The sequence below is a fragment of the Sodalinema sp. genome (genome assembly GCF_046483825.1).
Lineage (GTDB): Bacteria > Cyanobacteriota > Cyanobacteriia > Cyanobacteriales > Geitlerinemataceae > Sodalinema.
In genome coordinates, this window is record NZ_JAWOCL010000159.1 from 1 (window position 1) to 25,489 (window position 25,489).

Below are 25,489 nucleotides of genomic sequence, written 5' to 3' on the forward strand. Positions count from 1 at the left end.
AGTCAGTCGGGGGAGTCAGTCGGGGGAGTCAGTCGGGGCGAACTGCAAGTGGCGCACCCCCTTAACGGCTGTTGTCTGATATCTGTTGAAAGTCGTTGCTCAGGTGAACTAGGTTAGACTAGGACGTTTAATCAGATCAGGAGCGATGGAGCCAGATTCTTTACCGACGGAGTTGATTCTCAGCGAGTCTACCCAGTCTTTGGGACGGGTATATCTCGATTGGACTCCTCAACCGGGTCATTACCTTGACCTGGAGCAACAGACCTATAAAGTTTTAGAACGACGACATCGCTACCAACTCAAATCGGGTCGCTATCGATTACATCAGATCGCCTTGTATGTGCAGATGGCTCAACGTCCTGAGGAAATGACTTGTGTGGAGGGCCGTTGGTTGATTGGGGATCTCTCGTGTCGTTATAACGCCCGGTCGGAATTGATGCGTTGTGCGATTAATCCCCATGGTCCCTGTGCGGGTTGTCGCCATTATGAACCGTTATGAACTGTTGTCGGACTCGAGTTGATGGCGGCTTTGATGCTTAGAATCGGTGGGTTGTCTGGGTGTATTCTTAAAGTCTGTCTTCTAATTGCTGGCGATCGCCACAACGGTCTGGTCTATGCTCCCTAGCACTCTCTGGATTCTGTTTATGGGCTTCTTCGGGGGACAAATTGCCCGTCGTCTCGGTGCGCCTCCCCTGCTGGGGATGTTGGTGATTGGTATTTTGATTGGCCCTGAGGTGGGGAATGTTCTCAGTGCTGAGGTGCTGGACTCGGCTGAGGGGCTGCGGACGCTGGCGGTGATGATTATTTTGATGAAGGCTGGGTTGGGTCTTGATCGCCAGAAGTTGGCCCGTCAAGGTTCGGTCGCGCTGCGTCTGGGACTTCTCCCGGCTCTTTCGGAGATGTTGGTGGTTGGGGCGATCGCCATTGTCTTGTTTAAGTTTGACCCAGCGACGGCTCTACTCCTAGGTTGTATTCTGGCGGCTGAGTCTCCGGCGGTGATTGTTCCGGGGATGTTACGTCTCAAAAGTCTTGGCTGGGGGGTGGACAAGGGGATTCCGGATGCGATTCTTACGGGAAGCGCTCTTTCGGATGTGTTGTTACTTTTGGTTTTTAGCTTGCTGCTGGGGATTCTGCGCCAAGATAGCCCAGGTATCAGTTTGGGGAACACTACTCTCTCGCCCCTACAGGTGTTGCCTTTAGAACTGATGTTGAGAATCGGTCTTGGTCTCGTTGTGGGCTATCTGGCTGCTCATATTTTGGTGTCGTTATTGGTCAAACAGCATTGGACTCAAAAGTCGGTGCAGGATGTTCTTGTTGGGGCAGTGATCGCGCTGTTTTTAATTGTTTTTGAGGGGGTCTTGCCGATTTATTCGGGCTATTTGGCGGTGATGTCGTTGGGCTTTGTTGTGGTGCAGTTGGATGCTCCTCTAGGGCGACGGTTGCGAGAGGGGTTTGATGGCTTGTGGATGGTCGCTGAAATTGTTTTGTTTGTGCTGTTGGGGGCGACGTTACCGTTACAGGTTCTGGGGGATATTTGGCGTCCGGGTTTGCTGTTGTTGCTGTTGGGGATTGGCTTAGGGCGATCGCTGGGTTGGTATCTCTCGACGCTGGGGAGTGATTGGACTTGGAAGGAGCGGCTGTTTTTGCTTCCGGGTAATATGGCGAAGGCGACGGTACAGGCGGCGATTGGGGCGGTTCCTTTGGCGGCGGGGGTGGCGGGCGGTGAGGAAATTCTGGCGTTGGCGGTGTTATCGATTCTGGTGACGGCGCCGTTGGGGGCTTGGGGTACGCAACAGTTGGCGCCGCTGTTGTTGAAGAAGGGGATTGTTGATCCGACCCAGGTGGGGGCGCTGGGACAGGTATCACTGTTGGCGGCGGTGGATACTTCGCCGATGGCTGAGCGGGTGTTGCTGAAAGCGGCGGATTTAGCGCGTCGCAGTGATGGGGAGGTCTTGGTGTTGTCTGTGAGCGATCGCCCGGATGCGGAACAGCTGGTTGCTCTCAAGCTGATGATTGGGCGGTTACTGGCGGATATTCGTCATCAGGTTTGGATTCGTCCGGGGGTGGTTCCCGAAACGATTGTTGAGGTGGCGCGATCGCAGTCGGTGTCGGATATTGTGATTGGTCAACCTCAATGTCGAGGTTGGGATAATCTTCTGAGGGGGTCGGTGAGTCAAATGGTGTTGGAAATGAGCCCGATTCCTGTGATTTTGGTGAAAGGTGAGGAGGTGGCGGCTCTGGAGTCGGGGTAATGTCTTATCATCGAGATGATGTTAGGTGATGGAAAAACTGTATGACGGCTAGCACTCGCGATATTGAAACCCTGGCGGCTGAGATTGCTGACAAAATTTATCTGGATATTGCTAAATGGCATCTCTATCTCGGGGATGCTCATCTGCATGTTCCTTTGGCGGAACGGTTTTATCCGCTGTTAGAGGCTGATACGTTGACGGAGGCGGCGTTGGAGTCTGTGTTACAGGAGATGTCGATTCCGGTCGGTGCTGGACGACGGGAACTCCCTTTGCGGGATTTGTTGCCGGTTCAGGGTCAACGGGATTTGCTGGAGTTGTTAGAGGGCTATCAGAAGGATAATTTTTAATGTGTGCTATTGAGGTGACAGGGATTTTTAGGTATCCGGTGAAGGGGTTGACGCCGCAAGGGTGCGATCGCGTGGAGTTACGACGGGATTTTGGGATTGTGGGCGATCGCGCTTTTGCGTTTATGTTCACGGATATGGGAACTCCTCAGCCTGAGACGCCTTGGTGTTCTAAGAAACATCTGGCGGTTCAAAATGATTGGGGAGGGTTGGCGGCGTTAGCCTGTCGCTATGATTCTGAGCGCCAAGAACTGGAGTTACGCTGTGCTGAAGGGCCGGTTCTGGTGGAATCGGTGCTGACTGAGGCGGGACGCGATCGCCTCGGTCAGTTTATGACGGATTATTTGCAGAAGTTAACCCCCAGTCCGGCGGCTCGACATCCTCAGGCGACTCCGGTTCGTCTGATTGGTACCCGAACGGGGGAGACGCGCTATCAAGACCGCCATGACGGACAAATCTCGATTGTTTCACAGGCGACTCTGGATGATATTGCGGCTAAGGTGGGAGAAGCCAGGATTGATGTGCGCCGATTTCGTCCCAATGTTGTGATAGATGGGGTTCCCCCTTGGGGTGAGTTCGCTTGGGTGGGACGGCAAGGACGATTGGGGACGGCTACGGTTGAGGTGACGGCTCGGATTGGCCGTTGTTTGAATATCGATGTGAACCCGGATACGGGCGATCGCGATCTGTCTCTACTGGCTCAACTTCCGGAGCAGTTTCAACATTGTCAGGTGGGGGTTATTGCTAGGGTGCTTGATGGGGGGACGGTTCGGCTGGGGGATGGTTGTTTTTAGGGAACAGGGAACAGGGAACAGGCAATAGGTATAATCCACCTCTAGCCCTTTTTAGGGCTGGGTGAATTTGATACAAAAATTAACATTAATTATTTTGTGGCAGGTTAGACGTTTGGATTCTCGCCTAAAAAAGAATCCCCTCCCGCCTTACCTTAGTCGCCGGTGGCGGCGACGTTTATTCACTTGTTGGTTTTGTTCTGAATATGCCCTTATTCTAGCACAGCCTTGCTGATCGATCAAGAGATTAGACATGAGAAAATATCCGGCTAGTGGAGTTGCTTTCTAAGAGAACCGAGCCAACTAGCCGAAATCTGAAAACAGGCAAAACTAGGGAAATATGAGATCCTTAGCTAATTGGACATCGATTGGATGATGTAATCAAAGTAGGGGCCAGCTTCTTCGGCGTCTTCGTTGCTCAAGAGAGCCAGAGAGGCTTCTTTGAGGCAGACCATAGCTTCTACCATACCGGGCATGGGAACGCCGAGGGCGTTGTACATTTCCCGTGCGCCAATGATACCGATGGTTTCGATGGGTTCTTTGCTTCCGGCGAGAACCCCGTAGGTCACGAGGCGAAGATACCAGCCATAGTCGCGGATGCACTGGCTGCGTTCCCGTTGTCCGAAGGCGTTTCCACCGGGGGCGATGAAGTCGGGACGGCGTTTCCAAAGCTCTTGAGAGGCTTTGTCGACGATTTTCTTCTCGTTTTCGGCTAGGGTTTCAACGATGCGAAGCCGCTGTTCGCCGGTTTGGAAGAAGTCTTGGATTCCTCGCAGTTCGCCACTGCTGGGATACCGCAACTCGTCATCGGACTGTAGAATGACTTGACTAACAACGCTCATGATTTTATTGAAATCGTTAGATACTATAGTGAACTGGCTCCCCATGGAAGTCAGTTTTAGACTCACTCATTATATCGAACGGCGGTTCACCGCAAAGTCACCGATACTGGAATCTCCCTCATCCCTTCTTTTTTTTTAACCATGCAACAAGGACAATGTGTCGATGTCGAGATTGTGGATCTCGCCGATCGTGGCGATGGTGTTGGAAAATGCGGCGATCGCGTGGTATTTGTTCCGGATACGGCCATTGGCGATCGCGCCAAAGTTCGCCTGGTACAAGTCAAACGCAAGTACGCTCGGGGAAAAGTGCAGCAATTGCATGCTCCCTCTCCGGACCGTCAGCGTCCCCCCTGTATTGTGGCCGATAAATGCGGCGGCTGCCAGTGGCAACATATTACCGATGCGGCCCAACTGGCGGCGAAACGGGAGCAACTGTTCGAGTCTCTAACTCGGATTGGTGGCTTCGAGCAGCCCCCGGTTAAGGCGGTTGAGACGACAGGAGAGACCTTAGGATATCGTAACAAGGCGACCTATCCGGTGCAGCGATCGCCGACGGGACAGGTTCGCGCCGGGTACTACCAAAAAGGGTCTCATAAATTGGTGAATCTCAACCAATGTCCGGTGCAGGATGAGCGACTGAATCCGTTTCTGGCCCAGATTAAAGAGGATATCGCTGGGCTAGGTTGGACGATCTACAACGAACAGAACCATCAGGGGGAAATTCGTCATCTTGGGGTGCGAGTGGGACGCCACACGGGACAGGTGTTGCTGACGTTGGTGGCGAAGTCAGGAAAATTACCCCAGTTAGAGGAACAGGCCCAACGTTGGTTAAAAAGCTTTGACAACTTGGTGGGGGTTTGTCTGAACATCAACGGCGATCGCACCAATGCCATTTTTGGTGCTTCGACGCGAACTCTGGCGGGACAATCCTTTCTACAAGAAGAATTCGCCCGATTGCAATTTCGCCTGCGGTCTGATACCTTTTTTCAGGTCAACACTGAAGCGGCGGAATTAATTTGGCAAACCCTGGAGCGAGAATTAAACCTACAAGGTCCCGAAACCATCCTCGATACCTATTGTGGCATTGGCACGTTTTCTCTGCCCTTAGCCCAACAGGCTCAACAAGTCTGGGGGATTGAAGTCCATGGGGGTTCTGTGGACCAGGCCCGAGAAAATGCCCAACTCAATGGAATTGAGAACGTCGAGTTCTATACCGGAGATGTGGCGGCGATGTTGGCTGAAGGCTCTGCCTTATGGCAGGAGCATCCTCAGGGAAAACCGGATATTGTGGTCATTGATCCCCCCCGTCAGGGATGTCAGCCAGCGGTGTTGGCGGCTTTGATTAACCTAGGCTGCGATCGCCTTGTCTATATCAGTTGTAAACCGAGTACCCTGGCCCGAGACTTAAAGGTTCTTTGTGCCTCCGGCTATGATCTCAACCAGGTTCAGCCCATTGATTTATTCCCGCAAACGGCTCATATTGAAGCCGTGGCATTTTTGACTCGCAATAACCGAACCTCTCTGGCTTAGGGGTTTGTGAGACAATTAAGGAGTCCCCTAACCCATCGGCTAAGGAGCCATCCATGAACCCTGTCTTCAAAACCATCAGTACCTGGTATCGCGCCGTATTACGGAATCCCAAATATCGCGGCTGGGTGATTCTGGGAACCCTTGTGTATTTGCTGAGTCCCCTCGATATTTCCCCGGATGTGGTTCCCATTTTGGGGCAGGTGGATGATGTGGCGATTCTATTTTTGCTGATGTCGGAATTGTGGCAAATGTTTCGTGAGAGATTCGAGATGCCTGAGGAGATGGCGGGGGAGGCTGAGTCGGGGGAGTCTTCATCGCAGAAGGGAGATACAGTGGATGTGGATGCTGTCTCGGTTGAATAAAGCCGTGATGTGATGCTTGTGATGCTTGTGATGACGGTAAATGTCCCCTTTAATGTTTAAATTTTGTCAGGACGCGATCGCTCGCGTCTTTTCTTTGGCTTAAACACAACTGAGGATGGGAGGTCGGACTGTCCAAACCGAACGAGACTGGGAGAAGGCGGCTTCGAGTTTTAGTGTTTAAGAGCGTTTGACGAGTCCGATACGATGGCGAAACGAGGAGAATGATGAAATTTTCTGAACTTGTTGAACAGTTAACTCCAGGCGGTCTGCTGGAGAGCTTCAGTGGCGATGAGAACCTGGAGATATTGGGTGTAGCGAGTCTTGAGGCGGCCCAACCGGGTCATCTGGCCTTCATTGAGAGCGATCGCTATAGCAGCCATCTCAGCAGCACCCAAGCCAGTGCCTTAATTCTGCCCCCAGACGAAGAACAGCAACAGCAAGCCGAAGGCCGTGGCTTAGCTTGGATCAGCACCACCGAGCCGAAGTCTCTGTTTGCCGATGCCATCAGTCTGTTTTATCAACCCTATCGCCCGGCGCCTGGGATTCATGAGACGGCAATTATTCATGAATCGGCCACATTCGGCGCCAACGTTTCCCTCGGGGCTTATGTCAGTATTGGTGCCAATGTGCATCTTGGAGAGGATGTTTGTATTGGCCCAAATGTGGTACTGTATCCCGGCGTCACTGTGGGCGATCGCAGTTATCTCCATGCCAACTGTAGCATTCATGAACGGACGCAAATCGGGGCCGATTGCACCGTTCAAAGTGGAGCCGTCTTGGGGGCCGAAGGATTTGGCTTTGTTGTCGGTTCAGCGGGACTCAAACGGATGCAACAGTCGGGGTTGGTGGTGATTGAAGATGGGGTTGAGATTGGCTGTAACTCGAGCGTTGACCGTCCTGCGGTGGGGGAGACGCGCATTGGGGCCAACAGTAAACTCGATAACTTAGTGCAAATCGGTCATGGCTGTCGTATTGGTCGTAACTGTGCCATTTGCGCCCAAGTGGGACTGGCTGGGGGTGTCACCCTGGGCGATGGGGTGACGTTAGCCGGACAAGTCGGCGTCGGGAACCGGGCCAAGGTTGGCGATGGTGTGACCGCTTCGGCAAAAACGGGAGTTCATCGGGATATCGAAGCCGGGGCTGTGGTTTCAGGATTTCCGGCCCTGAACCATCGTCTCTGGCGGCGTAGTGCCGCGTTGTACAAACGGCTACCGGAACTTTACCAAAGCCTACGAGAGATTCAACAGCGTCTTAACCGGGACTCCTAAGACTCCTAGATATCTTTCCTTGACGGTGGGAGGTTGAGGCGACCGAGTCATCTTTGGGCCAATCCAGACATCTTGAGGCCCGAGGATGAGGATCCTTTGACAGAGGGAGAAGGGGTTGATGTTGCCTGTGGCGGCGTCAACTCCGGGGCAATTGTCGGACTTTGATAACCCATTTTAGGCAGATGATCACACAAATTGTGAAAATTAAGGCTATATTTTTATGGAACCAGCAAATTCGCGGTAACTTTTGATTTAATATAGCTAGAGTCTAAATGGAGAATTGCCCAGACAATGACTGAAACACTCTCAGAAAAACCCACGCCGCTGACCGGAAAGGCGTTACTTACAAAAGTCAAAGAACTGTCTCACTTACCTCGGCGAGAAACCGCCAAGCGTTGTGGCTACTACAACATCACTAAGAATCAGCAAACTCGCGTCAATCTGACGGATTTCTATGATGCGGTGTTGGCGGCCAAAGGGATTCCTCTCGATCCTGATGGTGCAAAGGATGGACGCGGTCGCGAACCGACTTATAAAGTGAGCGTTCACAAGAATGGACAGATCGTCATCGGCTCGACCTACACCAATGCCATGGGCTTAAAACCCGGCGACGAGTTTGAAATTAAGTTGGGTTACAAACACATTCACTTGATTCAGATGGATCGCGCTGACAGCGACGAAAACGGTGCTGGCGGCAACGACGAGTAGGGTCGTGATGGGGAAGACAGGGGATGTTCAGCATGGGGAGCGTGCAAAATTAAAGGTCATCTTCCCCCGCTTGATCATCCCCAAAATTCCCCCGATTCCGGGGCGGTTGCGATCGCTTCGTAGACTCCAATGCTTCAGTTTTCGATGACCCTAGACTGGAGAGTTGGAGTATTTTGGGGTCAATTTGCCCGCCAAACAGAGTTGGGGGGCGAGATCTCACCACTGCTAAAGATCGGCTTATTTTTCACCGTCTGGTTAGGGGTATGGGTACCGATCCTGATTCCCCTAGCTTGGCGGTGGCGGTGGTATCCATCTCGTCCTCTGACGCCTCCTCGAAAACTGACCCTAGTGGGGAGTCTTTATGTCCTGTTTCCCCTGCCTTTATGGGGGCTGACAGAACTGACTGGGGTCTCATTTTGGCAATATGGCCCACTGATTGGGCCACAAAGTTTGTCCTGGCTGAGTCTAGGACTGGCAATAGGAATTTTCACGGTGATGATCCTGGTGGCGGTGCAGCGAATCGCCGGTTGGATTTCCTGGAATTTAAACTGGACAGTCCGTGATGGACTTCGGCAATTCCTCTTGGCGCTCGTCTTGGGAATTTGGATTGCTGGAGTCGAGGAATTGATCTTTCGAGGACTGGTGCAACAGGAACTGCAAAGGGAGTTGTCTGTCTGGTCTGCGGCCGGTCTGACGAGTCTTATTTTTGCCCTGTTGCATTTAATTTGGCAACCCCGTCAAACCCTACCGCAACTGCCGGGACTCTGGCTGATGGGTCTGGTGTTAACTCAAGCCTGTCTGTTTGAGGATGGGAGTCTGAGTTTAGCATGGGGGTTACATGGGGGTTGGGTGTGCGCCCTGATTTGGCTCGACAGTAGCGATGCTAGCCAGCCAAGGGGAACCGTTCCCCCCTGGGTGACCGGTGTGGGGGGACATCCCCTCGCGGGGATGGTTGGCTTAGTCCTGTTGGCTGTGGTGGGAGGCCTGTTGGGGCTGAGGTCTTTCTGGATGTTGGCTGTTAACGGTTGAGTTTCAGGGGGGTGACGGGTACGTCATCCCAGGAGTCAACGGTACGCAGTTGGGCAATCCAGCCTTGGTCTTTTTGAAATTGATCGAGATCGTTGGAAAACGATTCATGACAGGCTCGTGCTTGCTGTTCGTCTTCACTTGCGATGCAGGCTTGGACGATACCGGTGGGATCAATTTGTTCGCAAACCCAAATGGTCATGATACTGTTTTCCCTCTGCTGTGATTGATAGTCTGTTGGAACTGTTCCCCATTGTAGAGAGAGTCTGGGGTCTCAACTAGGAATTCGAGTGTTAATGGAGGTTCCCTTGGAGTTTGATCGCCTATTTACAACGATTGAAGGCTTGGTGATGTGCCATTCCCCCAGTGGCAGGGAGGAGGAGATTAACCAACAGCTTCAAGAGCGGTTTGCGGCGTTGGGGGTCAAGAGTTATGGCGATCGCGCCGATAATCTGATTGCCAAAATTCCTGGGGAACGAGAGGATGTGGCGATCGCCATAACCGCCCATAAAGACGAAATTGGAGCCATTGTCAAAGGAATCGATCGCCAAGGGCGGCTTTCAATTCGCAAATTGGGGGGGTCATTTCCCTGGGTGTACGGTGAGGGAGTCGTAGATATCCTCGGCGATGAGGCCACCTGTTCAGGAATCCTCAGTTTTGGATCTCGTCATATTTCCCATGAATCCCCGCAAAAGCTATTCCAGGAGGAGACCCCTCTAAAATGGCAAAACGCCTGGGTTGAAACCCAACAGACTCCCGCCGAACTCGCCGCCTTAGGCATACGTCCAGGAACGCGAGTGGTTGTCGGGAAACATCGGAAACGGCCCTTACGCCTCCAAGACTACATCGCCAGCTATACCCTGGACAACAAAGCCTCCCTAGCCATTCTCTTAGAACTAGCCGCTCGTCTCAAACGTCCTCCCGTGACCGTCTATCTCGTGGCGTCAGCCAAAGAAGAAGTAGGAGCCTTAGGGGCGCTCTATTTCAGCAATCACAACGTCCTAGACGCCTTAATTGCCCTAGAAATTTGTCCTGTCGCTCCAGAATATCCCATTGCCGAGGGTGAAGTCCCCGTGCTGTTGTCTCAGGATGGTTATGGCATTTACGACGAGGGGTTAACCCAACAGTTGATGCAAGCCGCCGGGTCACAGCAAATCCCCCTGCAAAACGCCGTCATTGCCGGTTTTGGTAGTGATGCCTCGATCGCCATGAAACTCGGTCATGTCGCGCGGGGGGCCTGTCTAGGGTTTCCGACCCAAAACACCCATGGTTATGAGATTGCTCATCTCGGGGCGATCGCCCATTGTGTAGAGATTTTGGTCGCCTACTGTCGCGAGGGCAAAAATTTTCAACCCTAGGGGTTGACAGCCCCAGAAATCTTCGCTAAATTGAATAACGCCTAAGCGGTTAAGAGCCGCTGACAAGGCGTATGAATACGCCCCCATCGTCTAGAGGCCTAGGACACCTCCCTTTCACGGAGGCGACGGGGATTCGAATTCCCCTGGGGGTATTCAAACTCCAAAGACCCGAAACCCGGTTAACGCCCTGTTGACCGAGTTTCGGGTTTTTGTTGTGGCCGAACTTTCCCTAAACTGCCTTGCCAGCGTAGATTCAGATCCGGGACTTTAAACCGACCGACCTTGTCCTCTGGATCATTATTAGGTAAATTTGCTAGTCTAGCTTAAATACGTTTGGGAACGGTAAGTAACAGTGGATATTGAAATTGGACGAGGAAAAAACGCTCGTCGCGCCTACGGAATTGACGAAATCGCCCTAGTGCCGGGAAACCGCACCCTCGATCCGATCCTTGCCGATACCAGTTGGGAAATCGGCGGAATCAAACGAGACATCCCCATTATCGCCAGTGCAATGGATGGCGTGGTGGATGTACAGATGGCAGTCAAACTGTCTCAACTGGGTGCGCTGGGTGTCCTCAATCTTGAGGGCATTCAAACTCGTTATGACGATCCCAACCCGATTCTCGATCGCATCGCCTCCGTCGACAAAACCGAGTTCGTGCCATTGATGCAAGAACTCTACAGTCAGCCGATTCGCGATGAACTGATTGTCAAACGGATTCAAGAAATCAAAGAACAGGGAGGAATTGCGGCCGTCAGCGTCACCCCCGCCGGTGCGGTGAAGTTTGGCCATGCCATTGCCGAAGCCGAAGCCGATTTAGTCTTTGTCCAGGCAACGGTCGTCTCCACCGCTCACCTATCTCCTGAGACGGTGACACCGCTGGATTTAGGTGACTTCTGTCAACAGATGCCGATGCCGGTGGTTTTGGGGAACTGCGTCACCTATGAGGTTGCCCTCAACCTGATGAAAACGGGAGCGGCGGCGATTTTAGTGGGCATCGGGCCAGGGGCCGCCTGTACCTCTCGGGGGGTGTTAGGGGTTGGAGTTCCCCAAGCCACAGCTGTCGCTGACTGTGCAGCGGCTCGGGATGACTTCTTCAAGGAAACCGGCAACTATGTGGCGGTCATTGCCGATGGTGGACTCGTCACCGGTGGCGATATTTGTAAATGTATTGCCTGCGGGGCGGATGGGGTCATGATTGGCTCCCCCATTGCTCGTGCCAAGGAAGCCCCTGGACGGGGCTATCACTGGGGTATGGCGACGCCAAGCCCAGTTTTACCTCGGGGAACCCGCATCAACGTCGGTAGCACGGGAACTCTCGAACAGATCCTGCGCGGTCCGGCACAACTCGACGATGGAACCCATAACTTCCTCGGGGCGTTACAAACCAGCATGGGAACCTTGGGAGCGAAAACTCTCCAAGATATGCAGCAGGTTGAAATTGCCATTGCTCCTTCGTTATTAACCGAAGGGAAGGTGTATCAAAAAGCGCAGCAGTTAGGGATGGGTAAGTAGGATCTCGACTTGAGGGAGTCTTGCCCATGAGCCGACCTCACAACTGGCCTCATATAAAGTTAAGTTTCCAGGAGACAGGTTTGCCATTTATCTCTTAGAATAGAATGAGCGGAGACACATGTTTCCGTTCACTCCTCACACCACACTCCGCCCGGACGATTCGTTCGGGTGGTTTCTTTTTGGGGACTTGCCCCGTGCCGGTTGAGGACAATGGACTTGGGGTTTTCAATTGGGTCTGGCGACCCCTGTGGTAAAATCTAGGGGAAAGCGTAGTCTATGGTGATCACTCGCTAGCTCCCACCTGAGGAGACTGTTACGCTCAACATTGCAAACAAGATTAGATAAGGACTTTTGAAGTATGTCAGCAACCGCAGAGGTTTCAGACGCAAGCTTTAAAAACGACGTTTTAGAAAGCGAACTGCCCGTCCTGGTGGACTTTTGGGCGCCTTGGTGTGGGCCTTGTCGGATGGTGGGTCCTGTGGTCGAGGAGATCGCCCAACAATACGAAGGGAAAGTTAAGGTCGTCAAGCTCAATACCGACGATAATCCTGAAGTCGCCAGCAAGTACGGGATTCGCAGTATCCCCACGCTGATGATTTTTAAAGATGGACAGCGGGTGGATATGGTCGTCGGCGCCGTCCCCAAAACCACGTTGGCGAATACTCTCGAAAAGTATCTCTAGGATGTGGGGGGCGATCGCGCCTCATGCCCGTCCTTCAGGGACTTGTTGCCTTCCCGGAGTGCTGGGTGGACTCTTCGGAGTTCCCCCAGCACTATTTTGTTGGCAAAATCTGTAAAATAGGAGACTGCGCTCCAATTCACGACAGTTATGCCATCTCCTCAACAAATCCCTGGACCCGTGCCCAATCCTAGCCCAGAACAAAGCTTTGAGCGTCTCTCCCAGGATATTTCTCATTTAGTTGAGGAACTCCCGAGTCACGAACATTGGAAGTGGATTTCGCGATCGCTCTCCACCCTCATTAAGCTAGCCAAACACGATACCGATCGCCTCGACTGGAAAATCGTCAGCCATTCCCTCAAAGACATCGAACGGGGTTTAGACGTCTTCGAGAACTATCGTCATGTGCGTAAAATCGCCATTTTTGGCTCGGCCCGCACCCCGAGCGATCGCCCCGAATATGAACTCGCCCGAGAGTTTGCCCGTCGTCTGGCGGAATATGGTTTTATGATCATCACCGGGGCCGGTGGTGGGATTATGGCGGCCGGAAACGAGGGGGCCGGAACCGAGCGTTCGTTTGGCTTAAACATTCAACTGCCCTTCGAGCAAACCTCCAACCCCTATATCAGTGACGATGCCAAGCTGGTTAACTTCAAATACTTCTTCACCCGCAAACTCTTTTTCCTGAAAGAAAGTGATGCCATTGCCCTGTTTCCCGGTGGTTTCGGCACGATGGACGAGGCCTTTGAAACCATCACGCTGATGCAAACAGGTAAATATGGCCCCGCTCCCCTGGTTCTCATCGATCGCCCCGGCGGTGACTATTGGTATGGCTGGCAAGACTATCTCAAAACCTGTCTGCTTGCGAATGGAACCATTAGCGAGGAAGATTTAAGTCTGTACAGCATCACCGATAACGTCGACAGTGCCTGCCAGATTATCCGGGAGTTTTACCGAACCTACCATTCAAGTCGGTATGTGGGCGATCGCCTAATCATCCGTCTCAAGTCTCCCATTTCCGATGGGGCGGTTGAGCAGCTCAATGAGGACTACCAGGATATCCTCACCCAGGGCAAAATTGAGCGAACCGGCCCCCTTCCCGAAGAACTGCGTCAGGAGAGCGATCCCCTGCCTCGTCTGGCGCTGTATTTCAATCAAAAGAACTTTGGTCGCCTCTACCAGATGATTCGTTGTCTGAATCGCTTTGAGCCGCAAACGGAGGAACAGCAGCATCCGGAGAGTAAATAGCGCAATTTAACGCCCAGTTTCAGCAATGATCAGGGAGGCAGAGTCTCCCGTTGGGCATTCCTTGGCTGAAGCCAAGGAACGAGGAGACAACGAGACGAATCACTAGACTTCGGCGAGAAAGTCCGAGAGGCGATCGCGTTGTAGGCCTTGGCCAATAAACACTAAACGAGTTTGTCGTTGTTCATCACCCTTCCAGGGGCGATCGAAGAAGGATTCAAACCGTTGTCCAACTCCCTGTAACACCATCCGCATCGGTTTGTTGGCGACATTCACAAAGCCCTTAATGCGATAAATCTCCTCTCGTTCCACCAACTGCTGAAGTCGTTGGCTGAGGGCTTTCGGGTTCATGGGGCGATCGAAGGTCAGACAAATCGAATTGATGTCATCATCATGATCATGATCATGGTCTCCATCATGATGACTCGGGCGACTGTCCAAATCATCCTCAACCGCCGCATTGAAGCCTAACAAGACACTCGATTCAATCTCTCCCTGATGACAGGGAACGAGTTTCACCCCTGGACGAACCTGAGACTCAAGCCAAGTTCGGACCTGTTGATAACGCTCCTTGGGGACGCGATCGCACTTCGTCAAGACCACCAAATCCGCACAATTGAGTTGATCCTCAAACAACTCCTCAATGGGCGTCTCATGTTCGAGGCTATCATCGGCCTGACGTTGAGCCTCCAAGGCTTGTCGATCGCTCACCAGGCGGTCATCTGCGATCGCCTCACAGTCAACCACCGTGACCACACCATCCACCGTAGCCCCGGTGCGAATTTCTTGCCAACGAAAGGCTTGTACCAGAGGTTTCGGTAGAGCCAAGCCCGAGGTTTCGATGACAATACTATCGATGCGATCGCGACGTAACAGCAATTCCTGCATCGTCGGCAAAAACTCTTCTTGAACCGTACAACAGAGACAACCGTTGGCCAACTCCAAAATATTCGAGTTGTCCTCCCCATCCTCATCACAGACCTGACAAGAACGTAACAAGTCCCCATCGATACCCACCTCACCAAACTCATTCACCAAAACCGCAATCCGGCGACCTTGGTTATGTTGCAAGAGATGACGAATCAGGGTCGTTTTTCCGGCCCCCAAAAATCCAGTAATGACGGTGACAGGTAGTTTCGCTGGCATAAAATCTCAGTTAATCGCTAGAGTGAATGGCTGACATCAGGTGTCTTTGCATTTCACTATAGCGGCTTTAGGGTCAACGGCTCAAACCTTGACGCCCAGGGAGATTTGTTAGAATCAAACTAAGGTTCAACGGTAATCGACCCATGACCCACTCGACTGATTCACATCGCCCCACTCTGTCTGGCCCTCCTCACCGCCTATCCTGGGGTCGCCGTCTGCTGCCTCGTTCCCTGGCTCTAGCTGCCGCTCTACTGGGGCTACAAGGGCTAACCGTGCTGCCTAGGGTCGTCCCCCAAGGGGTTATGACCTCCGACGCGGTAGCTGCCCCCCTCAACGCCGTAGAGAGTCCCCCCCAGGTGGCTCAATGGATTGAGAATGAAATCTATGCCCTGCGTCAATCCCAACGACGCTGGATTGAAATTGATTTGACAGAACAACGGCTCACCGCCTGGGAAGGCGATCATCCCGTCTATGCGGTCTTTGTCTCCACCGGAACCTACGGAACACCCACCCCAACGGGAGTGTACGAGATTTACGTCAAATACGAGCAAGCCTCGATGAGCGGTCCGGGTTATCATGTCCCCGATGTGCCTTATGTCATGTACTATGACGGCAACTATGGCATTCATGGGGCCGATTGGCACAATAACTTTGGAACGCCCATGAGTCATGGCTGTACGAATGTGGCCCCAGATCATGCGGCTTGGTTGTATTCCTGGGCCTCCGTTGGTACTCCGGTGGTGGTGCGTTATTGAGTTAACTCAGCCTAGAGGAGTTGTTGTCGCGGGCTAGTGACGTCCGAGCCAACCACCGGTATCACCACCGGCCCAACAGCCGCCATTGCATTGAGGAAACACCTCGTCGGCGAGGTCTTTAAACACCTGTTCAGCACTAATATCTTCTCCTTCATAGCCGGCTGGCTGGAAAATTCGCCCCCAGTATTCTCCTTGCAGACGGACTTGTCCCACGACGTAAATGCCGCCACCGACGGAGTAGAGGCCAATGTGGGGATTTCGGGTATAGAAGGCGACGTAACCGCCATCAGCCCCCTGATACCGGTTCACCGTGGGTAACACTCGCGGCCCGACAGGCCCATCGCCATTTTGATCGGTAACTGTGAAGTTTTCCGGAAGCATCATCGGTGTATTGGCTTGGTTTCGGCATGAGTTGTCAAGGGGTTCTCTCGATTCTGAGGGGGGTACGTGGACAGAAAAAACGGCTAACAGTCCGAAGAGATATAGAAACTTAAACATGGTCTGAGTCCTGAGCTTAACAAAAGGTAAGCGCTCATCGTTTAATAGGAATTAACCATCAACCATGAGAAATGCTTTTGACAGTTTCGGTTTAACTCATGATCTGTATCCTAGAGGACTCGGCCACGACCAATTCTCCGGCTGTCACCTCCCCCCACTATCTTAGCAGGGCTTCTAACTGTTGTTCTTCCCACAGAGATTGATACAATCCCGCCTGTTTCATCAGTTCGCTGTGAGTTCCGAGTTGAGCAACGTGACCGTGATCTAAGACTAAAATGCGATCGGCTTTCGCGGCGGCGGAGAGTTGGTGAGAGATAAATAAGACGGTTTTACGCTCAGTCCCGGTGGATAACTCTTCTAAAATGCGACTGGCGGTTTGGTTGTCCACGCTGGAGAGGGCATCATCGAGAATGAGGACGGGAGAATCCATCAATAAGGCCCGGGCCAGAGCGGTTCGTTGTCGTTGTCCCCCGGAGAGGGTAATGCCTCGTTCCCCGACGACGGTGTCATATTGGTTGGGGAAGTTGAGAATTTCCGGGTGAATTTGAGCTAACTTAGCGGCGTGTTCGACTTCGATTTGCTCGGCTTGGGGTTTGCCATAGCGGATGTTGTCGCGGATATTGGAACTAAACAGGAAGCTGTCTTGAGGGACATAGGCGATCGCCCCTCGTAAGTCCTGTAGCCGTAGCTCTGTGACGTCGTAACCATCGAGAAACAGTTGTCCCGGTTCAATTTCCAAAATTCGCGGAATGGCGTTGGCTAGGGTCGATTTACCGGAGCCAATGGAACCGACGACGGCGATGGTTTCTCCGGGTTCGATGTTGAAGCAGATTTGATCTAACGCCGGAGTGTCGTCGCTAGGATAGACATAATGAAGGTTGCGGGCCTCGATACGTCCGATGACTTCTTGAGGGGGGAGGGCGATGGCCCCAGGACGATCCTGAATCCCCGATTCGCTGGTAAAAATGGCTTCGATGCGATCGATACTCACCTCACCCCGTTGATAAATCGTTAAGGTAAAGCCCAACAAGGCCGTGGGAAACACCAACCGCTCGACATAGAGAATCATGGCCACAAAATCCCCGACGGCGATCGCCCCATCAGCAATATCGCGTGCCCCAAATCCCAATAAAATCAGTAAACTGGCCCCGGCCAACCCCTGCAACAACGGAAACAGAGTGGTACGAGTCCGAGCCAAGGCCAAATTGCTCTCAAATAGCTGTTGATTCTGTTTAGCAAAGGCCCGCCGTTCGTTCTCCTCCTGGCCATAAATTTTAACCAACGCAATGCCGCTCATATCCTCCTGAATCAACTGACTCAGGCTCGATAGTTTCTCTTGCACATCCCGCTGTTCATCCCGTAGGCGTCCACTAAACACCCAAACGAGGATAAACATAAGCGGATAAATCAGCATCGATAGCAGCGTCAGCCGCACACTAATCGACAGCATCACCGGCAACGTCAACAGATAGGCAAAAATGGTATTGAGCAGACTCAACACCGCAAACCCGAGCAAGCGACGGAGATTATCCACATCACTCGTGGCCCGGTTAATCAAATCTCCAACCCGATTCCGAGAGAAATACTCAGCATCCATGTAGAGTAGATGTTGAAAAATCCGCTGTTTAAGGTCAAACTCCACCTGGCGGCCAATGCCGAACAAGAGCATCCGGGACAAAACCCGAATTCCCCACATAATGGATGCCAACAGTACAATCAGCCCCACATAGCCTAGGATACGGTCCATGCTGAGGGCCACTTCCAAGTCGTCAATTCCATCACGAATCAGCCAGGGAATATAAACCCCTAACCCGTTGACGATAAAGAGGGTTAGGGTTCCCAGGGCGACTTGTTTCCAGTGAGGTCGCAGGTAGGACAGGAGTTGTTTAAATTTCGATCGCTGCATCGATAACCAAGTGAGAGGAACAGTTTGACGGCTGCCCCAATTGTAACGAAACTTTAAGGGGTTCCTGAGTGATTGGCCCGAGTTACACTCGGTTTATTGGGAGTCATCAGAGATAAACCCCGGTAGCGGAATCTCCCCTAATCCCAACTCCTCCAACTTCAGAGCTTTGACACCGCCAGATTCGAGACGGCGTAACAGGGTCCGCAACTGAATCCAGACCAGGATTGCCGATACACCAGCAATGACCGCTGAGAAGCTATAGGCGAAGCCAGGAGGCATGGAGAAAAAGAGGAGAGACCCCGATAAAAACCCTGTGGCCCCCAGGGTAATCCCCAACAGTGGCACTTTCAGACGACTACCTTGGAGTAACACCAATAAGCGACTCGATCGCCGTTTTGACCAATCTTGTAGGGTTCCGACAAGAGTTCGATAAAAGGCATAGCAGCAGACGGCTGCCATAAGTAGGCTGGCAGCAATCAGGACATAAGGGGGATCAGAATAGAACATGAGGGTTAACGCAGGGGAGAGGGACTGTCTTGGAACGCTGTTCGTGGCACATCTCGTAGCCAGTCTGAGGCCACTTGCGAGGCTCGTTCGGCTGAGAACTCGGTGAGGGAGGTGATGGCGGCATCCCAGATGCGATCGGGTTTGATATCGTCTTTAATGAGATTCCACAGCCGTTGGACTTCTTCGGTATGGAGGCGATCGCCTTCGGTTAAAGCCAACAGTAACTGCTGCCGTAAAAAGCGACCTTCCTCAGACATCAGATATTGCAAGCCCAACTGTGCTGTCGGAATGATATCAAAGCTTTCGTCGGTCCGGGCAATTTCAATCAAGTTTTCTAGGCGTTTCCATTTAAACTTGCCATTTTGGAATAGCACATCCAACAGACGGCGACGCAGTTGGGGCGATTCTCCCCGCAGTAACTGCTGAGCAATATAGGGATATCCCAAATCAACAATCTTAAAGTTGGGGTCTAAGCTCAAGGCTAATCCTTCCTGAGTCACCACCGAGCGAATAATCAGGGCAAACTTCGCCGGAACCCGGAAGGGGTATTCGTACATTAACTCGGAGAAGCGATCGGTGACGGTTTTGATGTTAAAGTCCCGGACACTTTGGCCAACAATATCTCCAAGGACGAGTTCTAAGGCAGGAACAATGGGATAAATATCGGTTTCAGGTGCTAGAAATCCCAATTTAACAAAGGCATGAGCGAGGTCTTCATAATCTTTGTTGACCAGATGCACAATGGCATCGACTAAGGTTTCCTTCATCCAGGGATCGAGTTGATCCATCATCCCAAAGTCGATAAATGCCATCTGATTGTCTTTGGTGGCAAAGAGATTTCCGGGATGAGGATCGGCGTGAAAAAATCCATGTTCTAGTAGTTGTTGCAAACCACTAATAACGCCCACTTCAATAATAGCTTCAGCGTCAATTCCGGCTTGCCGAAGATTGGTTGTTGTCGTGAGTTTATAGCCGTGAATCCACTCTAAAACGAGGACTTGACGACTGGAATACTGCCAGTAGATTTCTGGGACTTTGACCCGAGGGTTATCGCGGAAGTTATAGGCGAATTTCTCGGCGTTATGCCCTTCGTTGACATAGTCAATTTCTTCAAAGAGTTTGATGCCAAATTCATCAACAACCAAAGTGAGATCGTGACCTAAATTCAGGGGTAGAAAGGGGCTGAGGAGTTTAGATCCCAAACGAATCAGGTATAAATCCCGAGTCAACCGAGGGAGAAGGTTAGGGCGTTGTACTTTAACGGCGACTTCTTCGCCGCTATAAAGACGGGCGCGGTAGACTTGAGCGAGACTGGCGGCGGCGATGGGACTGGGGGAAATATCCTGGAAGGCTTCATCGACGCTCATCCCCAAATCTCGTTCAAAGATAGCAAAGGCGACGCTGTTGCTGAAGGGGGGAAGTTGATCTTGTAACTTGACGAGTTCTTCGAGAAAGTCTTTGCGGATGAGATCGGGGCGGGTTGACAGGGCCTGTCCGACTTTGATGAATGTCGGCCCAAGATGAGTCAAAATTTTTCGCAGTTGCTGCGCTCGTTTGGATTTGTGAGCGGGTTCTCGCTTAAACCAATGGTCTAACTGAAGCCCAATGATAAATCCAGCAAAAAGCCAGATCACGACGAGCGATCGCCAGATGGCTTCCCAGGGACGGCGTTGGTAGTAACGCGCGATCGCGTCGGCGTCATAACGCTGCAAGCGACTCAGAGGATGGGGATTCACGCTAACTTACTATATCTCCAAAATAACGAATCAGGGCTGGGCCAAGACCGAAACCAAGATGACCTTTGCTTCAATGATGCTAACGATGTCTTGACACGTTAACAATTGTGCCACAATTGGAGCAGGGTTGGGATCGCTAAGCGGCCAACTTCTAGGTTTCAATAGGTTTGAGTCGCCCAGTTCGTCGCGGATCGGTTGGGCGGTCAGCGACGAGAATCGGTTGAGTTTTGGGTCATCGTGAACCCAGTCTTTTGTCGTCGAGGTGACGGGTCTTTATTTTAGGGAATTGCTTAGATTTCGGGCAAAACCGGACTCTCTTGTTCTGACTCAAACCGATTGATTTGGGTTGTATCTTGTGAGTCTTTGCGTATTACTGCCAATCGCTCAAGGCGTTATTGCTCGGGAACTGTGAGGGTCTGACACCACATCTATCGCTGCATACAATCGCTGCATACAATCGCTGCATACATTCCATACAGAGGTCTTGTTCCTCGACTTTGAACTCTTAGACGAACAGCGCCGTCTGATCGAGTTTTCAATGACAACTGTAGCAAAATAGTAGTAAAGTTAAAAGGCTCTCCTTGTAGGATAGAGTTTGATCGCCGAATCTTGGGATCAAACTCGAGAAATGTCTCAATCTCGGCCCTAGAGTTGGAGTGCAATCGCCCCGCTGCGAGTCTTTCCTCACGAGAGTTTTCGGATTTTATGACCTCTGTTGACCCTTACCACAATACCTCGACTTGGACAACCCTGTGGGATTCTCCAGAGGTGATTATGGTTATGGGAGTGAATCTCAGCCTAGCTATTTCGGGGTTTGTGCTGGCCTTTTATCTAACGCGGTTGCGTTGTCGTCTTGCGCGTTTGAGCGACTGGCTCCTAATCACGGAACAATATAGCCGCCAGTTGCTTCCCCTAGCCTGTAGCTGGCTGGGTGAACGGCATCAGGCCACCCAACAGTCGCGAGATCGCCTCGAACAGACTCAACGACGACTGCGACTGTTGCAACAATCTCTCTCCGTCATCATTTGGATTTTGCGTCGGCGGGGACGCATCCGCCAGTAAAATAAATTTTGCTAAGACTCGTACCATCAAGTTAGGGCCAAGCCCTAGACTAAAAAGACGGTTATTCAAGTTTCAAAGCTTTTCCCTTGTTCCTGTGACCTTTCGAGCGATCTAATGAGTGTATCCCCTCGTCATCCCTCCCGCCCCGAGACAGGTTTTGGGCGCGATCGCACCCCAGCCAATGCAGATTATCGGCAACTCAAGTTTGAGGATCTCACGCCGATGATGCAACATTACGTCGAAACAAAACAGCAGTATCCCAACGCCCTCTTACTCTACCGAGTCGGCGATTTTTTCGAGTGTTTTTTTCAAGATGCCATCACCGTATCCCAGGAACTTGAACTGGTTCTGACGAGCAAAGATGGCGGCAAAACCATTGGGCGAGTTCCCATGACCGGCGTGCCTCACCATGCCCTCGATCGCCATGCAACGGTTTTAGTAGACAAAGGTTTTGCCATCGCCATTTGTGACCAAATCGAAGATGCGGCCGCCGCCAAGAGCGAAAAACGCATGGTCGAGCGTCAGATCACCCGCGTACTGACCCCGGGAACCCTCGTCGAAGAGGGAATGCTCAGTGCCAGCCGCAACAACTTTCTAGCCGCCGTGGTGTTAGTCAAAGAGAAATGGGGGCTGGCTCACGCCGACATCTCAACGGGGGAATTTTTGACCACGGAAGGGCGAGGCCTCGAAACCTTAAACCAAGAACTCATGCGGTTGCAGCCCTCAGAAGTGTTGTTTCCCTCCTCAACCCCCAATCCCGGTCGTCTGATTCGCGCCGGAGAGTCAGGTGACGAGATTCCCGAAAGCCTACCGCGCCAGTTTTGCTATGCCCTACGTCCGCCGAGTTCCTTTGAAGCGAGTAATAGCCGTCAGCGACTCCTACACCGCTATCAGTTGCGATCGCTCGAAGGATTAGGCTGCGACCATTTGCCCATCGCCGTGCGAGCCGCCGGAGGACTCCTCGACTACCTGGAAAACACCTTTGAACAGGATGTGAGCGATCGCCGAGCCGGAGCCGCCCCAGGAAGCCGTAAACTACCACTGCAACGCCTGCGCAGCTACGCCATCGCCGATTATCTCATTCTCGATTCCCAAACCCGCCGTAACTTAGAAATCCTAGAAACCGTTCGCGATGGTGCGCGTCATGGCTCGCTCCTCTGGGCCATTGATCGAACCCGCACCGCCATGGGATCGCGGGCCGTACGACGTTGGTTGCTGCAACCCCTGCTCAACCAAGCGAACATTGAAGCTCGACAGGAGAGTATCGCCGAATTACTGGCTCATCCCAGCCTGCGAGAGAGCCTACAAGGGGGCTTAAAACAGATTTATGACCTGGAACGCCTAACCGGTCGTGCCGGGTCAGGAACCGCCAATGCGCGGGACTTGGTGGCGATCGCCGACTCGATTGTCAAACTTCCCGAACTCGCGGCCCTCGTGGCGGAGGCCCAATCTCCCTACCTGCGAGCCGTGGCTCAGGTTCCCGAAGCCCTCGAACAGTTGGGCCAGCGACTCCATAACGCCCTGGTTGAGAATCCTCCCCTGCATCTGAAAGAGGGGAACCTGATTCAGCCAGGAGTCAATAGCCAACTTGACGAAATGCGGGAAATGGTCGGCGGCGATCGTCAATGGCTGGCGGAGTTAGAAAGCCAAGAACGGCAACGAACCGGCATTAGTAGCCTCAAGGTGGGATTTAATAAAACCTTCGGCTATTACCTCGCCCTACCACGGTCCAAAAGTGATCTTGCCCCCGACGGCTATATTCGTAAACAAACCCTAACCAACGAAGAACGCTATATCACCCCCGATCTCAAAGAACGGGAGGCGCGGATTCTCACGGCCCAGGATGACCTCAATCGTCTCGAATATGAGATTTTCCTCGAACTGCGAGCTGAGGTGGGCGCCTTAGCCGAGGAAATCCGGCAGGTGGCGCGAGCCGTAGCTGCCCTGGATGTCTTAGCCGGTTGGGCGGAACTGGCCAATGATCAAGGCTATTGTCGGCCCAAGCTGGTGGCCTCTCGGGAAATTTCGATTATTCAAGGTCGTCATCCCGTCGTTGAACAATCGCTTCCGCCAGGGTTCTTTGTTCCTAATTCAGCCGAGTTAGGCTCAAGAGACGCAACCGCCTCAGCGGGGGAGAGTCGGGAGCGATCGCACCCTGATGTGATTATCTTGACCGGTCCTAATGCCAGTGGCAAGAGTTGTTACTTGCGACAGGTGGGACTGATTCAACTGCTGGCACAAACGGGTAGTTTCGTCCCTGCTGAGGCGGCGACCTTGGGGTTGTGCGATCGCATCTTTACCCGCGTCGGAGCCGTGGATGACTTGGCGACTGGGCAATCGACGTTCATGGTGGAGATGAACGAAACGGCCAATATCCTGAACCATGCTACAGAGCGATCGCTGGTCTTACTCGATGAAATTGGCCGAGGAACCGCCACCTTTGACGGCCTCTCCATTGCTTGGGCCGTTGCCGAACATTTAGCCAGTGACATTCGCGCTCGTACCATCTTTGCCACCCACTATCATGAACTCAACGAACTCGCATCCATTTTGCCCAACATTGCCAATTATCAGGTGACGGTGAAGGAGATGCCCAACGAGATTATCTTTCTGCATCAAGTGCGTCCAGGGGGCGCTGATCGCTCCTATGGCATTGAAGCCGGGCGTTTAGCTGGATTACCCCCGTCGGTGATTGATCGCGCTCGTCAGGTGATGGGCCAAATTGAGCAACATAGCAAAATCGCCCTAGGATTGCGTCGGGGTGGCTCTGGGCCATCTTCAGGGGTGGGTGAAGCTAGAGGACGCTATTCGAGTCAACGTCAAGGGGAGAGTCAGGAGCGTCCCCGGCTGCAACAACTCGATATCTTCAGTAATCGTTCAAGCTAGGATAGTCAACCTAAATCGTGATGATACAACCTAAACTTCGCCTGGTTTTGCGCCCACTCATGCCTCTATCCTGGGGCTTGGGGATACTGTTGCTCAGTGTTTGCACTCCTCTATCCCCGGCGTTGGGCGAGTTTGTTCCCCCAGATCGCGGCACTCCAGGGCGTTTAGAGGGAGCCGGAACTCGATGGAGCGATCCGAGTCAAGCTGAACCTCGCGATCAGCCCCTGTTTGATACAGTCCGAGGGAGTTGTGCCTCTAGGCCGGACGTGAATGCAAGGCCGTTAACCCTATTGGTTCCTCCTGATACTTTGGGGATTACTTTGCAGGAGTATCCTCGCTTTTTTGTCTATGTGCCGCCGTTACCCGAAGAGGCGAAGTTAGAGTTTGCGGTGACGGAATGGGAGTATCTGAACGGTGAGGGGGACGAGGAGATCCGCGATCGCGAGGTGTATGTTGGTCAAGTGTCGCCTCCTGAAGAGGGTGGCATTGTGCCGTTAGCGCTGCCCCAGGAGGATGACGAGGGCAACCCGGTGACTCCTTTGGCGGTGGGTAAGGAGTACACCTGGTTTGTGCGGATTCTCTGCAATCCTGAGGCTCCGACGAGTTTTGGTCCTGATATTTGGCGTGAGGCCTGGGTGACACGGCTGGCCCCCACCGCTGAGTTTGCGGCGGAGTTGGAGGAAGCATCTCTATCGCAACAGGTGGGACTGTTGGCGGAAACGGGGGTTTGGTACGATGCGCTCGATCGCCTGGCGCAGTTGCGATCGCGCTCCGATGAAGACGAGTCCAATGTCGAACAACGTTGGCAACAGTTCCTAGATTGGGTGGAACCTCAATAGTGGAACCTGAATGGCAACCCCGAAAATGGCAACCCCGAAAATGGCAACCCCGAGGTGGTGCGTTCCGGCAGCTTACAACTGATCGGTGAATCCCCAAACCTGTTGCAAGCCGGAACACACCCTACCCCCTCTTGCCTCTTGCCTCTTGCCTCTTGCCTCTTGCCTCTTGCCTCTTGCCTCTTGCCTCTTGCCTCTTGCCTCTTGCCTCTTGCATGCATGCCTCTTGCCTCTTC

24 protein-coding genes and 1 tRNA gene are annotated in these 25,489 nt (G+C 52.6%); 18 read left to right on the forward strand and 7 right to left on the reverse strand.

Going from position 1 to position 25,489, the window contains the following annotated elements; genetic code table 11:
* Positions 1–145: 145 nt before the first annotated feature.
* From R6U67_RS10345 to R6U67_RS10360, 4 genes are all read left to right on the forward strand, one after another.
* Positions 146–499, forward strand: a complete 354-nt coding sequence (locus tag R6U67_RS10345; RefSeq protein ID WP_410252468.1) for a DUF6464 family protein — start codon at positions 146–148, stop codon at positions 497–499.
* 115 nt (positions 500–614) lie between these two features.
* Positions 615–2,252 (forward strand): cation:proton antiporter, encoded by a 1,638-nt coding sequence (locus tag R6U67_RS10350; protein WP_410252469.1) that lies wholly within the window; start codon positions 615–617, stop codon positions 2,250–2,252.
* Between the two features lie 41 nt (positions 2,253–2,293).
* A complete protein-coding gene (locus R6U67_RS10355) occupies positions 2,294–2,599 on the forward strand; it encodes a DUF3181 family protein (RefSeq protein ID WP_410252470.1) in 306 nt (101 codons plus the stop codon).
* A gap of 8 nt (positions 2,600–2,607) precedes the next feature.
* Positions 2,608–3,390, forward strand: a complete 783-nt coding sequence (locus tag R6U67_RS10360; RefSeq protein ID WP_410252490.1) for an MOSC domain-containing protein — start codon at positions 2,608–2,610, stop codon at positions 3,388–3,390.
* 350 nt (positions 3,391–3,740) lie between these two features.
* Here R6U67_RS10360 and apcD read toward each other — a convergent pair whose 3' ends face one another.
* The gene (gene apcD / locus R6U67_RS10365; RefSeq protein ID WP_410252471.1) at positions 3,741–4,229 is read right to left on the reverse strand and encodes an allophycocyanin subunit alpha-B; all 489 of its coding nucleotides are present in this window, start codon (positions 4,227–4,229) and stop codon (positions 3,741–3,743) included.
* Positions 4,230–4,370: 141 nt separating this feature from the next.
* Here apcD and rlmD point away from each other — a divergent pair, with 141 nt between their 5' ends.
* The 5 genes from rlmD (at position 4,371) to R6U67_RS10390 (ending at position 9,126) form a co-directional block, all read left to right on the forward strand.
* On the forward strand, positions 4,371–5,759 hold the full coding sequence (gene rlmD / locus R6U67_RS10370) for a 23S rRNA (uracil(1939)-C(5))-methyltransferase RlmD (RefSeq protein WP_410252472.1): 1,389 nt from the start codon (positions 4,371–4,373) through the stop codon (positions 5,757–5,759).
* Positions 5,760–5,812: 53 nt separating this feature from the next.
* Positions 5,813–6,121, forward strand: coding sequence for a YkvA family protein (locus R6U67_RS10375; protein WP_410252473.1), 309 nt, complete (start codon positions 5,813–5,815; stop codon positions 6,119–6,121).
* Positions 6,122–6,345: 224 nt separating this feature from the next.
* Positions 6,346–7,389 carry a UDP-3-O-(3-hydroxymyristoyl)glucosamine N-acyltransferase gene (gene lpxD, locus R6U67_RS10380; RefSeq protein WP_410252491.1) on the forward strand — a complete coding sequence of 348 codons (1,044 nt, stop codon included), beginning with the start codon at positions 6,346–6,348 and terminating at the stop codon, positions 7,387–7,389.
* A gap of 291 nt (positions 7,390–7,680) precedes the next feature.
* Positions 7,681–8,097 carry an AbrB family transcriptional regulator gene (locus R6U67_RS10385; RefSeq protein ID WP_410252474.1) on the forward strand — a complete coding sequence of 139 codons (417 nt, stop codon included), beginning with the start codon at positions 7,681–7,683 and terminating at the stop codon, positions 8,095–8,097.
* Positions 8,098–8,226: 129 nt separating this feature from the next.
* Complete coding sequence (locus tag R6U67_RS10390; protein WP_410252475.1) at positions 8,227–9,126, forward strand: CPBP family intramembrane glutamic endopeptidase; 900 nt, start codon at positions 8,227–8,229, stop codon at positions 9,124–9,126.
* On the opposite strand, the gene R6U67_RS10395 is transcribed toward R6U67_RS10390, so the two are convergent.
* The gene (locus tag R6U67_RS10395) at positions 9,116–9,325 is read right to left on the reverse strand and encodes a glycogen debranching protein (RefSeq protein WP_410252476.1); all 210 of its coding nucleotides are present in this window, start codon (positions 9,323–9,325) and stop codon (positions 9,116–9,118) included. The genes R6U67_RS10390 and R6U67_RS10395 overlap by 11 nt on opposite strands.
* A gap of 94 nt (positions 9,326–9,419) precedes the next feature.
* Between R6U67_RS10395 and R6U67_RS10400 the strand changes: the two genes are divergently transcribed.
* The 5 genes from R6U67_RS10400 to R6U67_RS10420 all read left to right on the forward strand — a co-directional run bounded on the left by R6U67_RS10400 (position 9,420) and on the right by R6U67_RS10420 (position 13,924).
* Complete coding sequence (locus R6U67_RS10400; protein ID WP_410252477.1) at positions 9,420–10,481, forward strand: M42 family metallopeptidase; 1,062 nt, start codon at positions 9,420–9,422, stop codon at positions 10,479–10,481.
* Between the two features lie 79 nt (positions 10,482–10,560).
* Positions 10,561–10,633, forward strand: a tRNA-Glu gene (locus R6U67_RS10405).
* A gap of 200 nt (positions 10,634–10,833) precedes the next feature.
* Positions 10,834–11,997: a GuaB3 family IMP dehydrogenase-related protein gene (locus R6U67_RS10410; RefSeq protein WP_410252479.1), complete on the forward strand. Its 1,164-nt coding sequence runs from the start codon at positions 10,834–10,836 to the stop codon at positions 11,995–11,997.
* A gap of 358 nt (positions 11,998–12,355) precedes the next feature.
* Entirely contained in the window at positions 12,356–12,679 is a 324-nt protein-coding gene (gene trxA / locus R6U67_RS10415; RefSeq protein WP_068787571.1) for a thioredoxin, read from the forward strand.
* A gap of 177 nt (positions 12,680–12,856) precedes the next feature.
* Positions 12,857–13,924 carry an LOG family protein gene (locus tag R6U67_RS10420; RefSeq protein WP_410252480.1) on the forward strand — a complete coding sequence of 356 codons (1,068 nt, stop codon included), beginning with the start codon at positions 12,857–12,859 and terminating at the stop codon, positions 13,922–13,924.
* 102 nt (positions 13,925–14,026) lie between these two features.
* Here R6U67_RS10420 and cobW read toward each other — a convergent pair whose 3' ends face one another.
* A complete protein-coding gene (cobW, locus tag R6U67_RS10425; protein WP_410252481.1) occupies positions 14,027–15,067 on the reverse strand; it encodes a cobalamin biosynthesis protein CobW in 1,041 nt (346 codons plus the stop codon).
* 143 nt (positions 15,068–15,210) lie between these two features.
* Here cobW and R6U67_RS10430 point away from each other — a divergent pair, with 143 nt between their 5' ends.
* The gene (locus tag R6U67_RS10430; protein ID WP_410252482.1) at positions 15,211–15,822 is read left to right on the forward strand and encodes a L,D-transpeptidase; all 612 of its coding nucleotides are present in this window, start codon (positions 15,211–15,213) and stop codon (positions 15,820–15,822) included.
* 33 nt (positions 15,823–15,855) lie between these two features.
* Here the strand turns inward: R6U67_RS10430 and R6U67_RS10435 are convergent, their stop codons facing one another.
* The 4 genes from R6U67_RS10435 to R6U67_RS10450 form a co-directional block, all read right to left on the reverse strand.
* Positions 15,856–16,320 carry a hypothetical protein gene (locus tag R6U67_RS10435; protein WP_410252483.1) on the reverse strand — a complete coding sequence of 155 codons (465 nt, stop codon included), beginning with the start codon at positions 16,318–16,320 and terminating at the stop codon, positions 15,856–15,858.
* A gap of 157 nt (positions 16,321–16,477) precedes the next feature.
* Positions 16,478–18,226, reverse strand: coding sequence for an ABC transporter ATP-binding protein (locus R6U67_RS10440; RefSeq protein WP_410252484.1), 1,749 nt, complete (start codon positions 18,224–18,226; stop codon positions 16,478–16,480).
* 93 nt (positions 18,227–18,319) lie between these two features.
* Positions 18,320–18,733, reverse strand: coding sequence for a hypothetical protein (locus R6U67_RS10445; protein ID WP_410252485.1), 414 nt, complete (start codon positions 18,731–18,733; stop codon positions 18,320–18,322).
* 5 nt (positions 18,734–18,738) lie between these two features.
* Positions 18,739–20,469, reverse strand: coding sequence for an ABC1 kinase family protein (locus R6U67_RS10450; RefSeq protein WP_410252486.1), 1,731 nt, complete (start codon positions 20,467–20,469; stop codon positions 18,739–18,741).
* A 705-nt stretch (positions 20,470–21,174) separates the two neighbouring features.
* Here R6U67_RS10450 and R6U67_RS10455 point away from each other — a divergent pair.
* The 3 genes from R6U67_RS10455 (at position 21,175) to R6U67_RS10465 (ending at position 25,256) form a co-directional block, all read left to right on the forward strand.
* A complete protein-coding gene (locus R6U67_RS10455) occupies positions 21,175–21,531 on the forward strand; it encodes a hypothetical protein (protein ID WP_410252487.1) in 357 nt (118 codons plus the stop codon).
* A gap of 114 nt (positions 21,532–21,645) precedes the next feature.
* Positions 21,646–24,417, forward strand: a complete 2,772-nt coding sequence (gene mutS, locus R6U67_RS10460) for a DNA mismatch repair protein MutS (protein ID WP_410252488.1) — start codon at positions 21,646–21,648, stop codon at positions 24,415–24,417.
* 59 nt (positions 24,418–24,476) lie between these two features.
* Positions 24,477–25,256, forward strand: coding sequence for a DUF928 domain-containing protein (locus tag R6U67_RS10465; protein WP_410252489.1), 780 nt, complete (start codon positions 24,477–24,479; stop codon positions 25,254–25,256).
* Positions 25,257–25,489: the final 233 nt, after the last annotated feature.

Bases quoted from the DNA above. Each gene is read 5' to 3' on its own strand.
- R6U67_RS10390 (WP_410252475.1), top strand. From the start codon at position 8,227: ATGCTTCAGTTTTCGATGACCCTAGACTGGAGAGTTGGAGTATTTTGG.
- R6U67_RS10440 (WP_410252484.1), bottom strand. From the start codon at position 18,226: ATGCAGCGATCGAAATTTAAACAACTCCTGTCCTACCTGCGACCTCAC.
- R6U67_RS10395 (WP_410252476.1), bottom strand. From the start codon at position 9,325: ATGACCATTTGGGTTTGCGAACAAATTGATCCCACCGGTATCGTCCAA.
- apcD (WP_410252471.1), bottom strand. From the start codon at position 4,229: ATGAGCGTTGTTAGTCAAGTCATTCTACAGTCCGATGACGAGTTGCGG.
- R6U67_RS10350 (WP_410252469.1), top strand. From the start codon at position 615: ATGCTCCCTAGCACTCTCTGGATTCTGTTTATGGGCTTCTTCGGGGGA.
- trxA (WP_068787571.1), top strand. From the start codon at position 12,356: ATGTCAGCAACCGCAGAGGTTTCAGACGCAAGCTTTAAAAACGACGTT.
- R6U67_RS10345 (WP_410252468.1), top strand. From the start codon at position 146: ATGGAGCCAGATTCTTTACCGACGGAGTTGATTCTCAGCGAGTCTACC.
- R6U67_RS10355 (WP_410252470.1), top strand. From the start codon at position 2,294: ATGACGGCTAGCACTCGCGATATTGAAACCCTGGCGGCTGAGATTGCT.
- R6U67_RS10400 (WP_410252477.1), top strand. From the start codon at position 9,420: ATGGAGGTTCCCTTGGAGTTTGATCGCCTATTTACAACGATTGAAGGC.
- R6U67_RS10445 (WP_410252485.1), bottom strand. From the start codon at position 18,733: ATGTTCTATTCTGATCCCCCTTATGTCCTGATTGCTGCCAGCCTACTT.
- R6U67_RS10465 (WP_410252489.1), top strand. From the start codon at position 24,477: ATGCCTCTATCCTGGGGCTTGGGGATACTGTTGCTCAGTGTTTGCACT.
- rlmD (WP_410252472.1), top strand. From the start codon at position 4,371: ATGCAACAAGGACAATGTGTCGATGTCGAGATTGTGGATCTCGCCGAT.
- R6U67_RS10385 (WP_410252474.1), top strand. From the start codon at position 7,681: ATGACTGAAACACTCTCAGAAAAACCCACGCCGCTGACCGGAAAGGCG.
- R6U67_RS10435 (WP_410252483.1), bottom strand. From the start codon at position 16,320: ATGTTTAAGTTTCTATATCTCTTCGGACTGTTAGCCGTTTTTTCTGTC.
- cobW (WP_410252481.1), bottom strand. From the start codon at position 15,067: ATGCCAGCGAAACTACCTGTCACCGTCATTACTGGATTTTTGGGGGCC.
- lpxD (WP_410252491.1), top strand. From the start codon at position 6,346: ATGAAATTTTCTGAACTTGTTGAACAGTTAACTCCAGGCGGTCTGCTG.
- R6U67_RS10430 (WP_410252482.1), top strand. From the start codon at position 15,211: ATGACCCACTCGACTGATTCACATCGCCCCACTCTGTCTGGCCCTCCT.
- R6U67_RS10375 (WP_410252473.1), top strand. From the start codon at position 5,813: ATGAACCCTGTCTTCAAAACCATCAGTACCTGGTATCGCGCCGTATTA.
- mutS (WP_410252488.1), top strand. From the start codon at position 21,646: ATGAGTGTATCCCCTCGTCATCCCTCCCGCCCCGAGACAGGTTTTGGG.
- R6U67_RS10455 (WP_410252487.1), top strand. From the start codon at position 21,175: ATGACCTCTGTTGACCCTTACCACAATACCTCGACTTGGACAACCCTG.